The organism is Sphingosinicella soli, from assembly GCF_014199685.1.
GTDB classification, from domain to species: domain Bacteria; phylum Pseudomonadota; class Alphaproteobacteria; order Sphingomonadales; family Sphingomonadaceae; genus Sphingosinicella; species Sphingosinicella soli.
The window spans coordinates 1-15,907 of record NZ_JACHNZ010000022.1; the positions used below are offsets into that span (position 1 = coordinate 1).

Here is a 15,907-nt window from a genome sequence, read left to right on the forward strand (position 1 = left end):
AAACCAGGCCGCTGCCTAAACCATCGAAATGAGGGGTCCCTATTGGACGCCGATCACCCCGCTAACGGGGTCCCTTTTGCACGCCGGTCCACACTGATCCCACTGTCCCGAAACGGGACGAAGTGGAGAAAGTGGAGGCAAAGCCCGATTTTTTCTGCGCGGGAGGGACTGAAGCGCCATCGCCTCCCTCGCTGACACAGGTTTTCCTATTGCGCGAGTCTTTCGGGGGGGCCGCCTACCCCTCGTCGCCCATGCGCAGCGCGGCGATGAAGGCTTCCTGCGGGATGCTGACCGAGCCGTACTCGCGCATCTTCTTCTTGCCTTCCTTCTGCTTGTCGAGAAGTTTGCGCTTGCGGCTGATGTCGCCGCCGTAGCACTTGGCGGTGACGTCTTTCCGCAGCGCGGCGATCGTTTCGCGCGCGATGACCTTGCCGCCGATCGCCGCCTGGATCGGGATCTTGAACAGGTGGCGGGGGATGAGATCCTTCAGCCGCTCGCACATGTGGCGGCCGCGCGCTTCGGCGGCGACGCGGTGGACGATCATGCTGAGCGCGTCGACAGGCTCGTTGTTGACGAGGATCGACATCTTGACGAGGTCGCCCTCGCGGTAGCCGATCTGGTGATAATCGAAGCTGGCGTAGCCGCGGCTGATCGATTTCAGGCGGTCGTAGAAATCGAACACCACTTCGTTCAGCGGCAGCTCGTACGTCACCTGCGCGCGGCCGCCGACGTAGGTGAGGTTCTTCTGGATGCCGCGCCGATCCTGGCAGAGCTTGAGGATCGAACCGAGATATTCGTCGGGCACATAGATCACCGCCTCGATCCACGGCTCCTCGACATAATCGATCTTCACCACGTCGGGATAATCGGCCGGGTTGTGCAGTTCCTGCACCGCCCCGTCGGTCATGTGCATACGGTAGACGACCGAGGGCGCGGTGGTGATGAGATCGAGGTCGTACTCGCGCGTGAGCCGCTCCTGAATGATCTCCAGATGCAGCAGGCCGAGGAAGCCGCAGCGGAAGCCGAAGCCGAGCGCCGCCGATGTTTCCATCTCGAAGCTGAACGAGGCGTCGTTGAGGCGCAGCTTCGAGATGCTGTCGCGCAGCTTTTCGAAATCCGCAGCGTCCACCGGGAACAGGCCGCAGAACACCACGGGCTGCACTTCCTTGAAGCCGGGCAGCGCCGCCTTCGCGGGGTTCTTCACGGTGGTGATGGTGTCGCCGACGCGGGTTTCGGAAATATCCTTGATCTGCGCGGTGATGAAGCCGATCTCGCCCGCCGCGATCTCGTCGAGCGTTTCGATCTTGGGGCGCATGCAGCCGACACGGTCGATCAGATGCTCGGTGCCGCCGGCCATGAACTTGATGTTCAGCCCCTTGCGGATGACGCCGTTCACGACGCGCACGAGGATGACGACGCCGAGATACGGATCGTACCAGCTGTCGACGAGCATCGCTTCGAGCGGCGCGTCGCGGTCGCCCTTGGGCGGCGGGATCTTGTTGACGATGGCTTCGAGCACGTCGTCGATACCGATGCCGGACTTGGCGCTGGCGAGCACGGCCTCCGAGGCATCGAGGCCGATGATGTCCTCGATCTCCGCCTTCACCTTCTCGGGATCGGCGGCGGGCAGATCGATCTTGTTGATGACGGAGATGATCTCGTGGTCGTGCTCGATCGACTGGTAGACGTTCGCGAGCGTCTGCGCCTCGACGCCCTGCGCGGCGTCCACCACGAGGAGTGCGCCCTCGCACGCGGCGAGGCTGCGCGAGACCTCGTAGGCGAAATCGACATGGCCCGGCGTGTCCATGAGGTTCAGCGCGTAGGTCTCGCCGTTCTTCGCGGTGTAGTTGAGGCGCACGGTCTGCGCCTTGATGGTGATGCCGCGCTCGCGCTCGATATCCATGTTGTCGAGCACCTGCTCCGACATCTCGCGGTCGGTGAGCCCTCCGGTGCGCTGGATAAGGCGATCGGCCAGCGTCGACTTGCCGTGGTCGATGTGGGCGATGATGGAAAAATTACGGATGTGCGCGAGATCGGTCATGGGAAAGGGCAATTACGGGCGCGCGCGACTTTGAGCAAGCACGGGCGGATCAAGTGTCGCCATATTTTACACAGCTCGACTCCGCAAAATTCTCAAGCCGCTTTCGAAATGAAAAAATATGGCGGAATTCCGCGACATGGCCGCGCGGCGGAAAATTTGGCACGCGTTATGCTTCTATCGCTTCGACGTTTGTGTCCGCCGGCTATTGCTTCACCGGCGTATGTAACAACAGAGGGGATATGATCATGAGTAAGACCACCACCTTGCTGGCAGCCTGCGCTGCGCTCGCCATGGCGAGCGCCGCACACGCTGCTCCCGTATTGTCCGGCGCGGGCGGCGAACTCGGCGCCAACGGCGTCGTCACCGAGTCCCCCGAAGGCGGCAACTATCGCTACATCACCACCGACGGAGGCCTTTCCGGCGTCGGCGGCCTTCCCGGTATCGGCGGCACGACCGGCTCAACTTATGTAACGGACTCTTTCTCCGCTGCCGCAGGCGAAGTTCTTGATTTCCACTTCAACTACATCACATCGGACGGATCCGGGTACGCGGATTATGCGTGGGTCGCGTTGCGGCCGGGCGCAGGCGCGGACATCATCCTGTTCACCGCGCGCACGACGCCGAGCGGCGACACCGTTCCCGGCTTCGACCTGCCCGGCATCGACCCCGGCGTGGACCTGGTGCCTGATGCGACGCCGATCATCCCGGGCGGACCCGCCTGGGCCGGGCTCGGCGGAAACTCCGGAAGTTGCTACGCTGCGGGCTGCGGCTACACGGGCTGGATTCAGTCGCTTTACACAATCCAGGACGCAGGCACTTACAGCCTTGTCTTCGGCGTCACAAACTGGGGTGATAGCTTATTCGACTCCGGTCTCGCCTGGGACGGCGTGAAAATCGGCGACGTGATCATCGACGATCCGGACGGTCCTCCCTCGGAGGTTCCGGAGCCTGCAGCGCTCGCGCTGCTGGGTCTCGGCATCCTCGGGCTGGGGGCAGCCCGTCGTCGCCGCAAGGCCTAAGACTTACAGTCTCGTCACGCGGAAGGGGTCGCCTGAAAGGGCGGCCCCTTTTCATTTGCGGCATCGCGCGCCCAGAGCGGCCAGTCCGCCGGGAGCGGCGCGCTTGCGGAAACCGGCGCTTCGTCACGGTAGGGGATGACGACGCCCGCCGAATGCAGCCGCATCGCCCCCTCGCCGCCGCCGTAGATCGGATCGCCCACGATCGGCGCGAGCCCATGCGCCGCGTGAATGCGGATCTGGTGCGTGCGGCCGGTTTCGGGGAAGAACACCACCAGCGCCTGCCCTTCGTGCGCGGCGAGCAGACGCCAGCGCGTGGCGGCGGGTTTGCCCGCCGGGTCCACGACCATGCGCCAGCCTGCCGCCGCGCTCGACACCTTCGCGAGCGGCGCCTCGATGCGGCCTTCGCCCTGCTCCGGCACTGCGTCCAGAAGCGCGAGATAGGTCTTGGCGATCCGCCCGTCCGCGAACAAGCCGCCGAGACGTTTCAACGCCTTGGGGTGCCGGGCGAGGACGAGGCAGCCCGAGGTGTCGCGGTCCAGCCGGTGCGCGGGCTGCGGCAGGCGGCGAAAGCCGAAGGCGAGTTCGCCGAGCCGGCCTTCAAGGCTGCGCGGCGTTCTGGGCCCCGGATGCACGGCAAGCCCGGCGGGCTTGTCGATCACCAGCATGTGCGCATCGATATGAAGGACGCAAAGCGGCGTCATGCGATCCCGGCGGAGGCAATCGCCGCGACCGCCGCGGCAAAGCGCTGCTCCGCATCCCCGGAGATCAGCACCCACGGCACGCCGCGCCGTTCCAGCTCCGCCCGCGACAGCGCCATGAAACGCGCCCGCGCCTCCGGCGATTTATGCAGGCGGACGCCGTCGTCCACCCACGGAATATCGTCCGCCATCAGGAGGTAAAGATCGCCGACATCGGTGAAGGCATCGAGCGCAGGCAGCCGGTGCCCGAGGCCCATCATCGCCCAGGCCGCCGTCATCAGCGGGTCGGTATCCGAAATCACGAGCGCCGCGCCGCGCGAGGCCGCCTGCTCCCGCGCCGCCTCCGTGAGCGCGACGTGGCCGTGCATGATCGCGACAAGGTCTTCGGCATCCGTCTCGCTGCCGCGCACCTCGCAGTAGAGACGCCCGTATTCGGGGATCAGCCTTGTATCGTAATGCGCCGCGAGCCGCGCGCCGAGGGCCGACTTTCCGGTGCTTTCAGGCCCGTGGAGGACGACATTGGCAGGCCTCATCATGCCGCCGCCGCATCCGTGAAGCGGTCCATCGCGATGCAGAAGGGATAATTCCACACGCTGCGCCGAACGAGCAGCGCGACGTTGGCGAGGCCAAGCAATGCAGCGATGATCTCCAGGGCGGACATTCGCGTCCCGCATAGCATCCGCCGCGCGCCATGCAAGGCGCTGAAAAGTCAGGATCGGGGCTTTTCCTTGACTCCTGTTGCGTGCGCGCCTACATCGCGGCCTTCAAGAATTTCCCGATTTTTCGCTGGAGTTTGCCCGATGGCGCGCGTCACCGTCGAAGATTGTGTCGACAAGATTCCCAACCGTTTCGAGCTGGTGCTGCTTGCCGGCCAGCGCGCCCGCCAGATTTCCAGCGGCGCCGAGCTGACCATCGATCGCGACCGCGACAAGAACCCGGTTGTCGCGCTGCGCGAAATCGCCGAGCAGACCGTGAAGCCTGCGCAGCTTAACGAAGCGCTGGTTTCGGGCATGCAGCGCGTGATCGTGGACGACGAGGACACCGTGGACGAGATCGGCAGCCTTGCCGAAAGCGCGGAGGCCCTGCGCCTGACCGCCGCCGCTCCGCCCAAGCCGACGCCGATCGTTCCCGACTACGACTGATCGGAACAAGCCAGTGACCTGAAACGGCGGGGCCTGCCCCCGCCGTTTTCGTTTTGCAAGGGCGGAACCGAACTCTTCCCTTGCCCCGCACGCCCCCCTGCCCCCACATAGGATCGGGAGGAAAGCGGAAAGGCGCATGTGCTCAGGCAGTTCGAACTTGTCGAGAAGGTAAAGGCCTACGATCCGGACGCGGACGAGGAATTGCTGAATCGCGCCTATGTGTTTTCCGTGAAGGCGCACGGCAGCCAGCTTCGCGCGAGCGGCGACCCCTATTTCTCGCACCCCATCGAGGTGGCGGGCATCCTGACCGACCTGAAGCTGGACGACGAGACGATCGCCACCGCCATCCTGCACGACACGCTGGAAGACACGGTCGCGACCCCCGAAGAGATCGAAGCGCTGTTCGGCAAGAACGTCGCGCGGCTGGTGGACGGCGTCACCAAGCTGTCGCGCATCGAGGCGCAGACCGAAAGCGAACGCGCCGCCGAGAACTTCCGCAAGTTCCTTCTCGCGATGTCCGACGACATCCGCGTGCTGCTGGTGAAGCTCGCCGACCGGCTGCACAACATGCGCACGCTGCACTTCATCAAGGATCCCGAGAAGCGCAAGCGCATCGCGCGCGAAACCATGGACATCTATGCGCCGCTCGCCGAGCGGATCGGCATGTACGAGTTCATGGACGAGATGAAGCAGATCGCGTTTCGCGAACTCGAACCCGAAGCCTACCAGTCCATCACGACGCGGCTCGAACGGCTGCGCGCGGCGGGCGGCGACCAGCTGACCCGGATCAGCAGCGAGATTACCGACGTGCTCGGCAGCCACGGCGTCGATGCCGACGTGGCGGGCCGCGAAAAGCGCCCCTTCTCGATCTGGCGCAAGATGCAGGAACGGCACATTCCCTTCGAACAGCTTTCCGACGTGATCGCGTTCCGCGTGATCGTGGACAAGCCCGACGACTGCTATCGCGCGCTCGGCGTCATCCATCAGCGCTGGCCGATGGTGCCGGGCCGTTTCAAGGATTTCATCTCGACGCCCAAGCGCAACGGATACCGATCGCTGCACACGACGATCATTCACGGCGAGCAGATGCGCGTGGAAATCCAGATCCGCACGCGCGGGATGCACGAGCAGGCCGAAATGGGCCTCGCCGCGCACTGGGCCTACAAGCAGGACGAGAACGCGCGCGCATCCGAACGCTATCCGTGGCTTTCGGACCTCCTCGAAATCCTCGATCAGGCGGGCAGCCCCGAGGAGCTGATGGAGAACGCCAAGCTCGGCCTCTATCAGGACCAGGTGTTCTGCTTCACCCCCAAGGGCGAACTGATCCAGCTGCCGCGCGGCGCGACGCCGGTGGACTTCGCCTATGCCGTGCACTCCAAGATCGGCGAGACCACCGTGGGCGCCAAGGTGAACGGGCGCGTCGTGCCGCTGCGCGTCACGCTTGCGAACGGCGATCAGGTGGAAGTCCTGCGCTCCGCGCGGCAGCAGCCGGACGCGACGTGGGAAAGTTTTGTGGTGACGGCGAAGGCGCGCGCCGCGATCCGGCGCTTCATCCGCCACAAGGAGCACGAGGAGCAGGCCGCGCTCGGCGAACGCCTGCTCGCGGACATCATCAAGCGGCTCGACGTGAAGCTGAACGACACGGCGATCAAGGACGCGCTCGGCCGTCTCGGCCTGCAGGACCGCGACGACCTGGTGATGGCGCTCGCCGCGCACAGGATCGAGGACGACGCGGTGATCGACGCGCTGCTGCCCGGCCGCATCCTCAACGCGCGCGCCAAACGGCGGGCGAAGCGCAACCCGAAGGCGAAACTTTCGATCAAGGGCCTGACGCCGGGCGTCTCCGTGCACCTCGCGCAGTGCTGCAGCCCGATTCCGGGCGATCGCATCATCGGCATCCGGCGGCAGAGCGGCAGCATCGACGTGCACACGATCGACTGCTCGACGCTCGCCGACGCGGACGGGCGCGAATGGCTCGATCTCGGTTGGGGGGACGACAACGAAGGCGCGGTCGTGCGGCTTTCCGCCGTGCTGCGCAACGAGACGGGCAGCCTCGCCACCATGACGGGCGTGCTCGCCAAGCAGGGCGCGAACATCGTGAACATGCGCACGCACCACCGCGACCGCGATTTCCACACGTTCGTCGTCGATGTGGAGGTGGACAATCTGGCGCATCTCACGAATATCATCGGTGCGTTAAGGGCAACCGACGCCGTGACATCCGTGGAGCGCATGAAGGCATGACAGACGAAGAGATTCTTGGGGAATTCCGCGCCGCCGAGGCGCTGCTGGAAGGGCATTTCATCCTCTCTTCGGGCCTGCGGTCGCCCAGGTATCTGCAGTGCGCGCGCGTGCTGACCGACCCGGCGCGCGCAGAGCGGCTGGCGAAGGCGCTGGTCGCGAAGATTCCGGCCGATGCGCGCGGGCAGATCGAAGCGGTTGTGGCGCCCGCGATGGGCGGGCTCATCATCGGCTACGAGGTCGCGCGCGCGCTCGGCGTCGAATCGATGTTCGTCGAGCGCCCCTCGGGCACGTTCGAGCTGCGGCGCGGTTTCCGGCTGGAGCCGGGCACGAAGGTGCTGATGATGGAAGACGTGGTGACGACGGGGCTCTCGTCGCGCGAAGCCATTGCCGCGATCGAAGCGGCAGGCGGCACGGTGATCGCGGGCGGCTGCCTCGTCGACCGCTCGAACGGCGCCGCCGACATCGGCGTGCCGCTCTACCCGCTGATCCGGCTCGACGTGCCCACCTACAGCGCCGACAAGCTGCCGCAAGACCTCGCCGCGATGCCCGCCGTGAAACCCGGATCGAGGGCGGCCGCATGAGCACGCTGCGCCTCGGCGTGAACATCGACCACGTCGCCACCATCCGCAACGCGCGGGGCGGGGTGCATCCCGACCCCGTGAAAGCCGCGACGATCGCCGCTGCCGCAGGCGCGGACGGCATCACCGCGCACCTGCGCGAAGACCGGCGGCACATCAGCGACGACGATATCGCGCGGCTCGCCGCCGAGATCGACTTGCCGCTCAATCTGGAAATGGCGGCGACGGAGGAGATGCTGGACATCGCGCTGCGCCACGCCCCGCACGCCGTGTGCATCGTGCCGGAGCGGCGCGAGGAACAGACGACCGAAGGCGGGCTCGATGTCGTCGGCAATCAGCCGAACCTGCGGACGTTCGTGGAGCGGCTTTCCGCGCGCGGCTGCCGCGTGAGCCTGTTCATCGAGCCGGACCCCGAGCAGATCGAAGCCTCCGCCGTGATCGGCGCCGCCGTTGTCGAACTCCACACCGGCCGCTACGCGCTGACCGAAGGCATGTCGCGCGACGAAGAGCTTGAGCGGCTGGTCGCCGGCGCGGCACTCGCGGCGAAGCGCGGCCTGGAAGTTCATGCCGGGCACGGGCTTCGTTTCGACAATGTCGCACCGATCGCGGCGATCGCCGAAGTGGCCGAGCTCAACATCGGGCACTTTCTTGTCGGCGAGGCGGTGTTCATCGGCCTTGACGCGGCAATCCGTGAAATGCGGCGCCTGATGAACGAAGCCCGCGCGGGAGCCTGATCCTGGTACATGTTGTCGGCCTCGGCTCTGATCTCTGCAATATCGAGCGAATCCGGTCGAGCCTCGACCGGTTCGGCGAGCGCTTCATCAACCGCGTTTTCACCGACATCGAGATCGCCCGTTCCGAGCGCCGCGTGCTGACGCGCGCCGCATCCTACGCCAAGCGCTTCGCCGCGAAGGAAGCCTGCTCGAAGGCGCTCGGCACCGGCTTCCGCCGGGGCGTTTTCATGCGCGACATGGGCGTTATCAACCTTCCCACCGGCCAGCCGACGCTGGCGCTGACCGGCGGCGCGGCGGCGCGGCTTACCGAGATCACGCCCGAGGGACACATGCTCGACATCCACCTGACGCTGACCGACGACCACCCCTGGGCGCAGGCGATGGTGCTGATAACGGCAAGGCCGCTGTGAGCGTGAAGCCACCCGGCATCGACTGGAAAAAGGAGCTGCGCTACGCGGTTCTGCTCGGCGCGGCGGTGATGGGCATCTGGTCGTTCGTCGCCAAGCCCTTCTATATCCCATCGGAATCGATGGTGCCCTCGCTGCTGGTGGGCGACCGTCTCGTCGTTGCGAAATACGCGTACGGCTTTTCCTATCTGTCGCCGTTCGTGCCCGTGCTTCCGAAGATGGAGGGGCGGCTTTGGGGCAAGATGCCCGAGCGCGGCGACATCGTGGTGGTGAAGGCGCCGAGCGATCAGAAGGACTGGATCAAGCGCGTGATCGGCCTGCCCGGAGACACGGTGCAGATGCAGGAGGGCGTGCTCTACCTCAACAACACCGCCGTGCCGAAGCGCCCGGCCGCGCCGACGATGATCCCCGAAAGCGAGAACATGCCCTGCGCGCGGCCGGAGTTTCGTGTCGTCGAGGCCGGAGGGGCGCCGTTCTGCCGCTATCCGCGCTTCATCGAAACCCTGCCCGGCGGACATAGCTATGCCGTGATCGACCTGCTGTTCAGCTACGCCGACGACACACCGCCGGTGCTCGTGCCCCAGGGCCACGTGTTCCTGATGGGCGACAATCGCGACCGTTCGGCCGACAGCCGCTTTTCGCCCGAGGAAGGCGGCCTCGGCATGCTGCCGATCGAGAACGTCATCGGGCGCGCCGAGTTCACGACCTTCTCGCTCGACGGCAGTCAGCGTTTCTGGAACCCCGTGAGCTGGTTCACCGCGCTGCGCGGGGACCGGGCGTGGCTGTCGCTGCGGGACGGGGACGAGTAGCGGGCCGCCACCCTCACCAACTTCGCCTATGGCCTGCGGCCAAGGCTTCGTATCCTCTCCCATCAAGGGAGAGGATTGTGTAGCCCTCTCCCTTGATGGGAGAGGGAGGGGCCCGCCGCGTCAGCGGTGGGAGGGTGAGGGTGGGCCGGGTGAAACGCTATCCGATGGAAGGTGCTGTTCCCCGCGCGCGGCGATTGCGGCGTGAGGCGACCGTGTTCGAGCGGATTTTGTGGAGCGCGCTTCGGGAACGGCTGCCCGGACCGAAATTCCGCAGGCAGGTGCCGCTCGGGCCCTACATCGTCGATTTCGCGAGCCACCGCGCGCGGCTGATTGTCGAACTCGACGGCGAGGGGCATGCGTTCCGGGTCGACGCAGATGCCGAGCGGAGCCGGTTTCTTGAGGGCGAAGGTTATCGCGTGCTGCGGTTCTGGAACGCGGAGGTCGTGGATAATCTGGACGGGGTGGTGGATACGATCGGCGGTGCTGCCACCCTCACCGACTGCGACTAGCCGGTTTCACCGGCAAGTCTCGTTTCCTCTCCCATCGAGGGAGAGGATTTATTGGGGCGGCATGCCCTGTTCGAGCGCTTCGCGCGGGGCCACTTCGAGGAGTTCGACGTCGAATTCGAGCGTCGCGTTCGGCGGGATGACGCCGCCTGCGCCTTCGGGGCCGTAAGCGAGCTGCGGGGGGATGCGGAAGCGGTACTTCGAGCCCTTCGACATCAGCTGGATGCCTTCCTGCCAACCGGGAATGACGGCATTCACCGGGAAGGCGGCGGGCTGACCGCGATCGTAGCTCGAATCGAACTTCGTGCCGTCGAGCAGGCGGCCTTCATAATGCACGAGCACCACATCGTCGGCCGTGGGCTTCTGCCCTTCGGCCTCTCGAATCACTTCGTACATCAGGCCTGAGGCTGTCGTCTGCATATTGGAAGATACCGCGAATTTCTGGGTTCCGGCCCATGCGAGCGCGCCCATGCCGACGAGAAGAACCGCGATGAGCAGAACCCAACGGCCAAGGCCGCCATCGCGCGTCGCTACAGTCGCCATCAGCGCACACTCCAGAACCGAAACCTGAACAAAATCGACCCTCTGGCGGGGCCGAAGGACAGCCTAGCGGACGCCGTCGCGCTCGGCGCGCTTGCGTTCCAGCTTGCGGGCGCGGCGGATGGCGGCAGCCTTCTCGCGGGCGCGCTTCTCTGAAGGCTTCTCGTAATGACGACGCAGCTTCATCTCGCGGTAGACGCCTTCGCGCTGCAGCTTTTTCTTGAGCGCGCGCAGGGCCTGATCGACATTGTTGTCGCGAACGATGATTTGCATGCGGCCGTCTACTCCAATCCAGTTTTGCCGTCCGTCCGGCACAATAAAACAAGCCGCCGGAGGCAAGCCTCGGCGGAAAGAGCGGGCGATCTAACAGATTCGCACCCATGCAGCAAGGGCTGACGCATGGCCAAGGCTGGTGTATCACGCACGTATGACCGACGCCACCACGCCCGCAGACATGACACTCGACGAGCTTCGCCCCGTGCTGATCGAAGCGCTGTTGCCCAACGTGGCCTTCGACGGCTGGAGCGAGACGGCGCTCGACGCTGCGGCGATCACCGTCGGCATCCCCGCGGATCGCGCGAGGCTGGTGTTTTCCGGCGGCGCGGCCGACATGATCGATGCGTGGATCCAAAAGGCCGATCGCGACATGGCGACCGAACTGGAGCGGCGCGGCGGCGGCACCCTGAAAATCCGCGACCGTATCACGACCGCAATCCGCATCCGCATCGAACAGGCGCGCCCGCACAAGGAAGCCGTTCGCCGCGCGCTCGCCGTGCTCGCGCAGCCGCAGCACGCCGCGTTCTCCGCGCGCACGCTCTGGCGCAGCGCGGACGCGATGTGGCGCGCCGCAGGGGATTCCGCGACCGATTTCAACTATTACACCAAGCGCATGTCGCTCGGCGCCGTGTACGCCGCAACGCTGCTGTTCTGGCTGCAGGACGAGAGCGAGAACGATACGGAGACGTTCGCCTTCCTCGACCGGCGGATCGAAACAATCATGCAGGTGGAAAAGATGAAGGCGCGCTTCCGCGAACAGGCGAGCCACCGTCCGCGCCTTTCCCGCTTCCTCGGTCGACTGCGATATCCTGTCGCCTAGCCAAGACCGAATGAACATGATAATCGCTCGCAACAATACGGGCAGATCAGGGTGTTCATGCGGATCGAAGATCTCAAGGCCGGGCAGACCGCCAGTGTCGTCACCATCAGGGAAACCGGGGCAGATGCCGCCGAATCGGTGCGGCTTCGCGAGATGGGCTTCGATGAAGGCGTCGAGATCGAGCTTTTGCACCGCGGGCTGATCGGCGGCTGCCCCATCGCTCTGCGCGTCGGCAGCAATGTCATCGCCCTGCGCAAGGCCGCCACGCGACTGCTGGATGTTCGCCTTGTCACGTCTGACATACAGGCCGAGGCCGCCGAATGAGCGCAGCCATCGCGGCGCCGATGGTGGCGCTGGTCGGGAACCCCAACGCCGGCAAGACATCGCTTTTCAACGCGCTGACCGGCGCGCGGCAGAAGGTCGGCAATTATCCGGGCGTCACCGTGGAGCGCAAGGCCGGCTCCATGCAGCTTCCCGGCGGCACGCATGTCGAGATCGTCGATCTGCCGGGAACGTACAGCCTGAGCCCCCACTCCCCCGACGAGCAGGTCACGCGCGACGTGCTGATGGGCGAGCACGGCATCGAGCGGGCGCCCGATGCGATCATCTGCGTGGTGGACGCCACCAACCTGCGCAACCACCTGCGGTTCGTTCTGGAACTGGCGCAGCTCGGACGGCCGATGGTGGTCGCGCTCAACATGATCGACCTTGCGGACCGCGACGGCACGAAAATCGACACGGCACGGCTTTCAGCGCTGCTGGGTCTCCCCGTCGTGCCGACCGTGGCGGTACGGCGGCGCGGGCTTGTCGATCTGGGGCAGGAAACCGCCGCCATGTTGACGCGCGAGGCCGTGCATGCGGGACCGGGCGCGGATATCCGCGCGCTGCAGCACGAGGCGCAGCGCATCGCGGACGGCGTGACGACGCTTTCGGGCGGCGCCGGGGCCGCGACGCGGCGTATCGACACCATCGCGCTTCATCCCGTGTTCGGGCCGCTGATCCTCGCCGCGCTGCTGTTCATCATGTTTCAGGCGGTGTTCGCATGGGCCGAAGCGCCGATGACGTGGATCGAAGACGGCATCGGCGCGCTGCAGGGGGCCGCCGCAAGCGCGATTCCCGAAGGCTGGGTGCAATCGATGATCGTCGACGGCGTTCTTGCCGGAGTCGGCGGGGTTGTCGTGTTTCTGCCGCAGATCCTGATCCTGTTCGCGTTCATCCTGGTGCTCGAACAATCGGGCTACATGACGCGCGCGGCGTTCCTGATGGACCGGCTGATGGCCTATGTGGGCCTGAACGGTCGCGCCTTCATCCCCCTGCTCTCCTCCTTCGCCTGCGCGATTCCGGGCATCATGGCGACACGCAGCATCGAGGATCCGAAGGACCGGCTGACCACGATCCTGATCGCGCCGCTGATGACATGCTCGGCGCGGCTTCCGGTCTATGCGGTGATGATCGCGGCGTTCATTCCCGACGAGAGGGTCGGCTTTGCGAACCTGCAGGGCCTTGTTCTCTTCGGGCTCTATGTCTTCGGCATCGTGGGCGCGATGGTTGCCGCGCTGGTGCTGCGGCGCACGGTCGCCCGCGGCGCGGCGAGCGGCTTCATGATGGAAATGCCGAAATATCAGTGGCCGGTGCTGCGCGATCTCGTCATCGGCCTGTGGCAGCGCGGCCTCGTGTTCATGAAGCGCGCGGGCGGCATCATCCTCGCTTCGACGATCCTGCTGTGGGCGTTCGCGAGCTATCCGGTGCCGCCGGAAGGTTCGGACGAATCGGCGATCGAATATTCGATCGCCGGGCGCATCGGCAGCGCGCTCGAAGTGGTGTTCGCGCCGATCGGTTTCAATCACGAAATCAGCATGACGATGCTGCCGACACTCGCCGCGCGCGAGGTCTCCGTCGCGGCGCTCGGAACGATCTACAGCCTGCAGACCGATGATGAAGACGCATTGCAGCAAAGCCTTGTCGAGCGGCTGCGCACGGCCTGGCCGCTGCCGACCGCGCTCGCCTTCCTCACGTGGGTCGTCTTCGCCCCGCAGTGCATCTCGACGCTCGCCGTGGTGAAGCGCGAGACGAACGGGTGGAAGTGGCCGCTGTTCATGTTTGCGTACCTCTTCGCTCTTGCCTATGTCATGGCCGGGATCACTTACTGGATCAGCCGGGCACTCATCGGCTGATCTCCACGACAAGGGAAAAGCATGGCGGGCAGCGTCAACAAGGTCATACTGATCGGCAATCTCGGCGCGGACCCGGAAACGCGCACAATGGGCAGCGGCGGCAAGGTCGTGAACATGCGCATCGCCACCTCCGAAAACTGGACGGACAAGGCGAGCGGCGAACGGCGCGAGAAGACCGAGTGGCATACGGTCGTGATCTTCAACGAAAACATCGCGCGCGTTGCCGAGCAGTATCTGCGCAAAGGCAGCAAGGTTTACATCGAGGGCCAGCTCCAGACGCGCAAGTGGCAGGACCAGTCGGGCGCGGACCGCTACAGCACCGAGGTCGTGCTCCAGCGTTATCGCGGCGAACTGACGCTGCTCGACGGCCGCAGTGAAGGCGGCGGCGGTGGTGGCGGCGGCGGCAATTTCGGCGGCGGCGCGGGCAATGGCGGCAGCAGTGGCGGTGGCGGTGGCGGATCGCGCCAGGGCAGCCGACCGAGCTTCGACGACGATCTCGACGACGACGTGCCGTTCTGATCGGGCCTTTCGCCACGGCACGGCTGTCGGCGGGGTTTACAGTTTGAAAGGGCGTCCGTGCGGGCGCCCTTTTCATTAACTATCCAAGGGATTGGCGCCGCTTGCGGATGGTATGCGGCAGCATTTCCGGCACGCCGCTTGCAATGCAGCCCATGTGGGCAACGGCTCTCGTCCACACCAGAGTCCCAGATCTCTGATCTCATGCAAGACCGGGAGCCAGCCTTCCGGTCTTGCACTTCTTTTCAGCGATTGCGCTTGAGCACCGCGAACGGGTTTGCATTGGCCTTTTCAGCGGATTCGCGCGCGGCGGCCTCTTCCTCGCTCAGGAGTTTTCTGCGCGCCGCCGCCACGGCGTCCGTATCCGCGCGGGGATAGGGATCGAGCGCGAGGCCGAACGTCTGCGAGGCGGCCTCTCCGATATCGATGCTGCGGCCTTCGATGGGGAGCACGTCGCAGTCCGCCTGACGAAGCTCGACCTCCTCACCCTCCTGCCCGACGTCGTGCAGGAAAAGCAGCTCGACCGGCTCGTCGATCCGTGCCGGAACGTCCTCTCCCGACGTGGCGCAGGCCTGCACCGCTTCGGCTTCGACACGCCCCTTCACCCGCACGCCGCCGGGCGTCGGTGTCGCCGTCAGGTCCGCTTCAAGCCGATCGAGTGACAGCAGATCGAAGCGCGCGGCGAGCGCGGCGCGCTCCTGGGGAGTCGCCGTGATACGGCGCTCGACCCCCGCGCCGATCTCGTCGAGCGCCAGCATGCGCATGAACTCGCTCATCCCCGATTCTCCGCCAGAATCTCCGCCAGAATCTCCGAAAGCGGACGCGCGACAAGGCGCGCCCATTCGTCGCGCACGTTTTGCTCAAGCCGATCCAGCCTGTCCGTCGCGACATCCTCGCCGCGCAGCAGATTGCGGGCAAGCGCCGCGCGCAGCAGCGCCGGATCTGCATCCGCCGCAAGCGCATCGCGATAGCTGCCGAGCCGTCCGCCGAGCGCCTGCATGGCATGGCCCATGTGCTTGCCGATCACCATGTCGCCCACACCGATCTCGCGGAAGCTGCCGTCCATGTCGGCCGCAAAACGCTCGACGAGCAGGCTGGAAAGCGCACGCGCGCGCGGATCGGCTTCGTCGCGTTCCAGGCGCACCAGCATCAGCGAGAGCGCAAGAATGACCATGTCGAAGCGGCCGTCGACACTGTCGGGCACGCCCCCTGATTCATACCAGTCCGGACGCCGTGCGATCCCGACAAGGTCGTCGTAAAGCACCGCAGCGCGGACCTCTCCATCGCGGGCGGAGCGCCGCCTTTGCAGCCATTTCAACATCGTTCAGTCCTGTTTCATCGTGTGCGCGCTAGCGAAGGGGCGTGGCTCCAGCTTGCGGGGCCGCTGCAACATGCATATTGAG

General features: G+C 65.7%; 20 protein-coding genes. 12 read left to right on the top strand and 8 right to left on the bottom strand.

All coding sequences use genetic code 11. From position 1 onward, the window contains the following. Positions 1-235 precede the first annotated feature (235 nt). A complete protein-coding gene (gene lepA / locus GGQ98_RS10355) occupies positions 236-2,041 on the bottom strand; it encodes a translation elongation factor 4 (protein WP_184069107.1) in 1,806 nt (601 codons plus the stop codon). Positions 2,042-2,286: 245 nt separating this feature from the next. Here lepA and GGQ98_RS10360 point away from each other — a divergent pair, with 245 nt between their 5' ends. After that, the gene (locus tag GGQ98_RS10360; RefSeq protein ID WP_207791348.1) at positions 2,287-3,060 is read left to right on the top strand and encodes an NF038132 family protein; all 774 of its coding nucleotides are present in this window, start codon (positions 2,287-2,289) and stop codon (positions 3,058-3,060) included. A 14-nt stretch (positions 3,061-3,074) separates the two neighbouring features. On the opposite strand, the gene GGQ98_RS10365 is transcribed toward GGQ98_RS10360, so the two are convergent. From GGQ98_RS10365 to GGQ98_RS10375, 3 genes are read right to left on the bottom strand one after another with little or no spacing between them, the layout of a single operon-like run. Next, a complete protein-coding gene (locus GGQ98_RS10365) occupies positions 3,075-3,761 on the bottom strand; it encodes an RluA family pseudouridine synthase (protein WP_184069110.1) in 687 nt (228 codons plus the stop codon). Further along, positions 3,758-4,294, bottom strand: coding sequence for an AAA family ATPase (locus GGQ98_RS10370; protein ID WP_341534188.1), 537 nt, complete (start codon positions 4,292-4,294; stop codon positions 3,758-3,760). Before GGQ98_RS10370 ends, GGQ98_RS10365 begins: the two co-directional genes overlap by 4 nt. After that, complete coding sequence (locus GGQ98_RS10375) at positions 4,291-4,419, bottom strand: hypothetical protein (protein ID WP_424141356.1); 129 nt, start codon at positions 4,417-4,419, stop codon at positions 4,291-4,293. Before GGQ98_RS10375 ends, GGQ98_RS10370 begins: the two co-directional genes overlap by 4 nt. Before the next feature lie 139 nt (positions 4,420-4,558). Between GGQ98_RS10375 and rpoZ the strand changes: the two genes are divergently transcribed. From rpoZ to GGQ98_RS10410, 7 genes are all read left to right on the top strand, one after another. Beyond that, positions 4,559-4,900, top strand: a complete 342-nt coding sequence (rpoZ, locus tag GGQ98_RS10380; RefSeq protein WP_184069113.1) for a DNA-directed RNA polymerase subunit omega — start codon at positions 4,559-4,561, stop codon at positions 4,898-4,900. A gap of 138 nt (positions 4,901-5,038) precedes the next feature. Next, positions 5,039-7,144, top strand: a complete 2,106-nt coding sequence (locus tag GGQ98_RS10385) for a RelA/SpoT family protein (protein ID WP_184069116.1) — start codon at positions 5,039-5,041, stop codon at positions 7,142-7,144. Beyond that, a complete protein-coding gene (gene pyrE / locus GGQ98_RS10390; RefSeq protein WP_184069119.1) occupies positions 7,141-7,725 on the top strand; it encodes an orotate phosphoribosyltransferase in 585 nt (194 codons plus the stop codon). Before GGQ98_RS10385 ends, pyrE begins: the two co-directional genes overlap by 4 nt. Next, positions 7,722-8,456, top strand: a complete 735-nt coding sequence (locus GGQ98_RS10395) for a pyridoxine 5'-phosphate synthase (RefSeq protein ID WP_184069122.1) — start codon at positions 7,722-7,724, stop codon at positions 8,454-8,456. Before pyrE ends, GGQ98_RS10395 begins: the two co-directional genes overlap by 4 nt. A 2-nt stretch (positions 8,457-8,458) precedes the next feature. Then, positions 8,459-8,866 (top strand): holo-ACP synthase, encoded by a 408-nt coding sequence (gene acpS / locus GGQ98_RS10400; RefSeq protein ID WP_184069296.1) that lies wholly within the window; start codon positions 8,459-8,461, stop codon positions 8,864-8,866. Continuing rightward, a complete protein-coding gene (gene lepB / locus GGQ98_RS10405; RefSeq protein WP_341534189.1) occupies positions 8,863-9,672 on the top strand; it encodes a signal peptidase I in 810 nt (269 codons plus the stop codon). The genes acpS and lepB overlap by 4 nt, the downstream gene beginning before the upstream one ends. Positions 9,673-9,812: 140 nt before the next feature. Next, on the top strand, positions 9,813-10,181 hold the full coding sequence (locus GGQ98_RS10410; protein ID WP_341534190.1) for an endonuclease domain-containing protein: 369 nt from the start codon (positions 9,813-9,815) through the stop codon (positions 10,179-10,181). A gap of 48 nt (positions 10,182-10,229) precedes the next feature. Here GGQ98_RS10410 and GGQ98_RS10415 read toward each other — a convergent pair whose 3' ends face one another. Both GGQ98_RS10415 and rpsU read right to left on the bottom strand, forming a co-directional pair. Beyond that, on the bottom strand, positions 10,230-10,721 hold the full coding sequence (locus GGQ98_RS10415) for an FKBP-type peptidyl-prolyl cis-trans isomerase (RefSeq protein ID WP_184069125.1): 492 nt from the start codon (positions 10,719-10,721) through the stop codon (positions 10,230-10,232). Positions 10,722-10,784: 63 nt separating this feature from the next. Beyond that, positions 10,785-10,991, bottom strand: coding sequence for a 30S ribosomal protein S21 (rpsU, locus tag GGQ98_RS10420; RefSeq protein ID WP_184069128.1), 207 nt, complete (start codon positions 10,989-10,991; stop codon positions 10,785-10,787). Between the two features lie 154 nt (positions 10,992-11,145). Here rpsU and GGQ98_RS10425 point away from each other — a divergent pair, with 154 nt between their 5' ends. From GGQ98_RS10425 to ssb, 4 genes are read left to right on the top strand one after another with little or no spacing between them, the layout of a single operon-like run. After that, positions 11,146-11,814: a COQ9 family protein gene (locus GGQ98_RS10425; protein ID WP_184069143.1), complete on the top strand. Its 669-nt coding sequence runs from the start codon at positions 11,146-11,148 to the stop codon at positions 11,812-11,814. A gap of 57 nt (positions 11,815-11,871) precedes the next feature. Next, positions 11,872-12,138, top strand: coding sequence for a FeoA family protein (locus GGQ98_RS10430; protein ID WP_184069146.1), 267 nt, complete (start codon positions 11,872-11,874; stop codon positions 12,136-12,138). Then, on the top strand, positions 12,135-13,988 hold the full coding sequence (gene feoB / locus GGQ98_RS10435; protein ID WP_184069148.1) for a ferrous iron transporter B: 1,854 nt from the start codon (positions 12,135-12,137) through the stop codon (positions 13,986-13,988). Before GGQ98_RS10430 ends, feoB begins: the two co-directional genes overlap by 4 nt. A 21-nt stretch (positions 13,989-14,009) precedes the next feature. Then, positions 14,010-14,507 (top strand): single-stranded DNA-binding protein, encoded by a 498-nt coding sequence (gene ssb, locus GGQ98_RS10440; protein ID WP_184069151.1) that lies wholly within the window; start codon positions 14,010-14,012, stop codon positions 14,505-14,507. 242 nt (positions 14,508-14,749) lie between these two features. Here the strand turns inward: ssb and GGQ98_RS10445 are convergent, their stop codons facing one another. Next, positions 14,750-15,280: a YceD family protein gene (locus GGQ98_RS10445; RefSeq protein WP_184069154.1), complete on the bottom strand. Its 531-nt coding sequence runs from the start codon at positions 15,278-15,280 to the stop codon at positions 14,750-14,752. Continuing rightward, on the bottom strand, positions 15,277-15,825 hold the full coding sequence (locus tag GGQ98_RS10450; protein ID WP_184069157.1) for a ubiquinol-cytochrome C chaperone family protein: 549 nt from the start codon (positions 15,823-15,825) through the stop codon (positions 15,277-15,279). The genes GGQ98_RS10445 and GGQ98_RS10450 overlap by 4 nt, the downstream gene beginning before the upstream one ends. Positions 15,826-15,907: the final 82 nt, after the last annotated feature.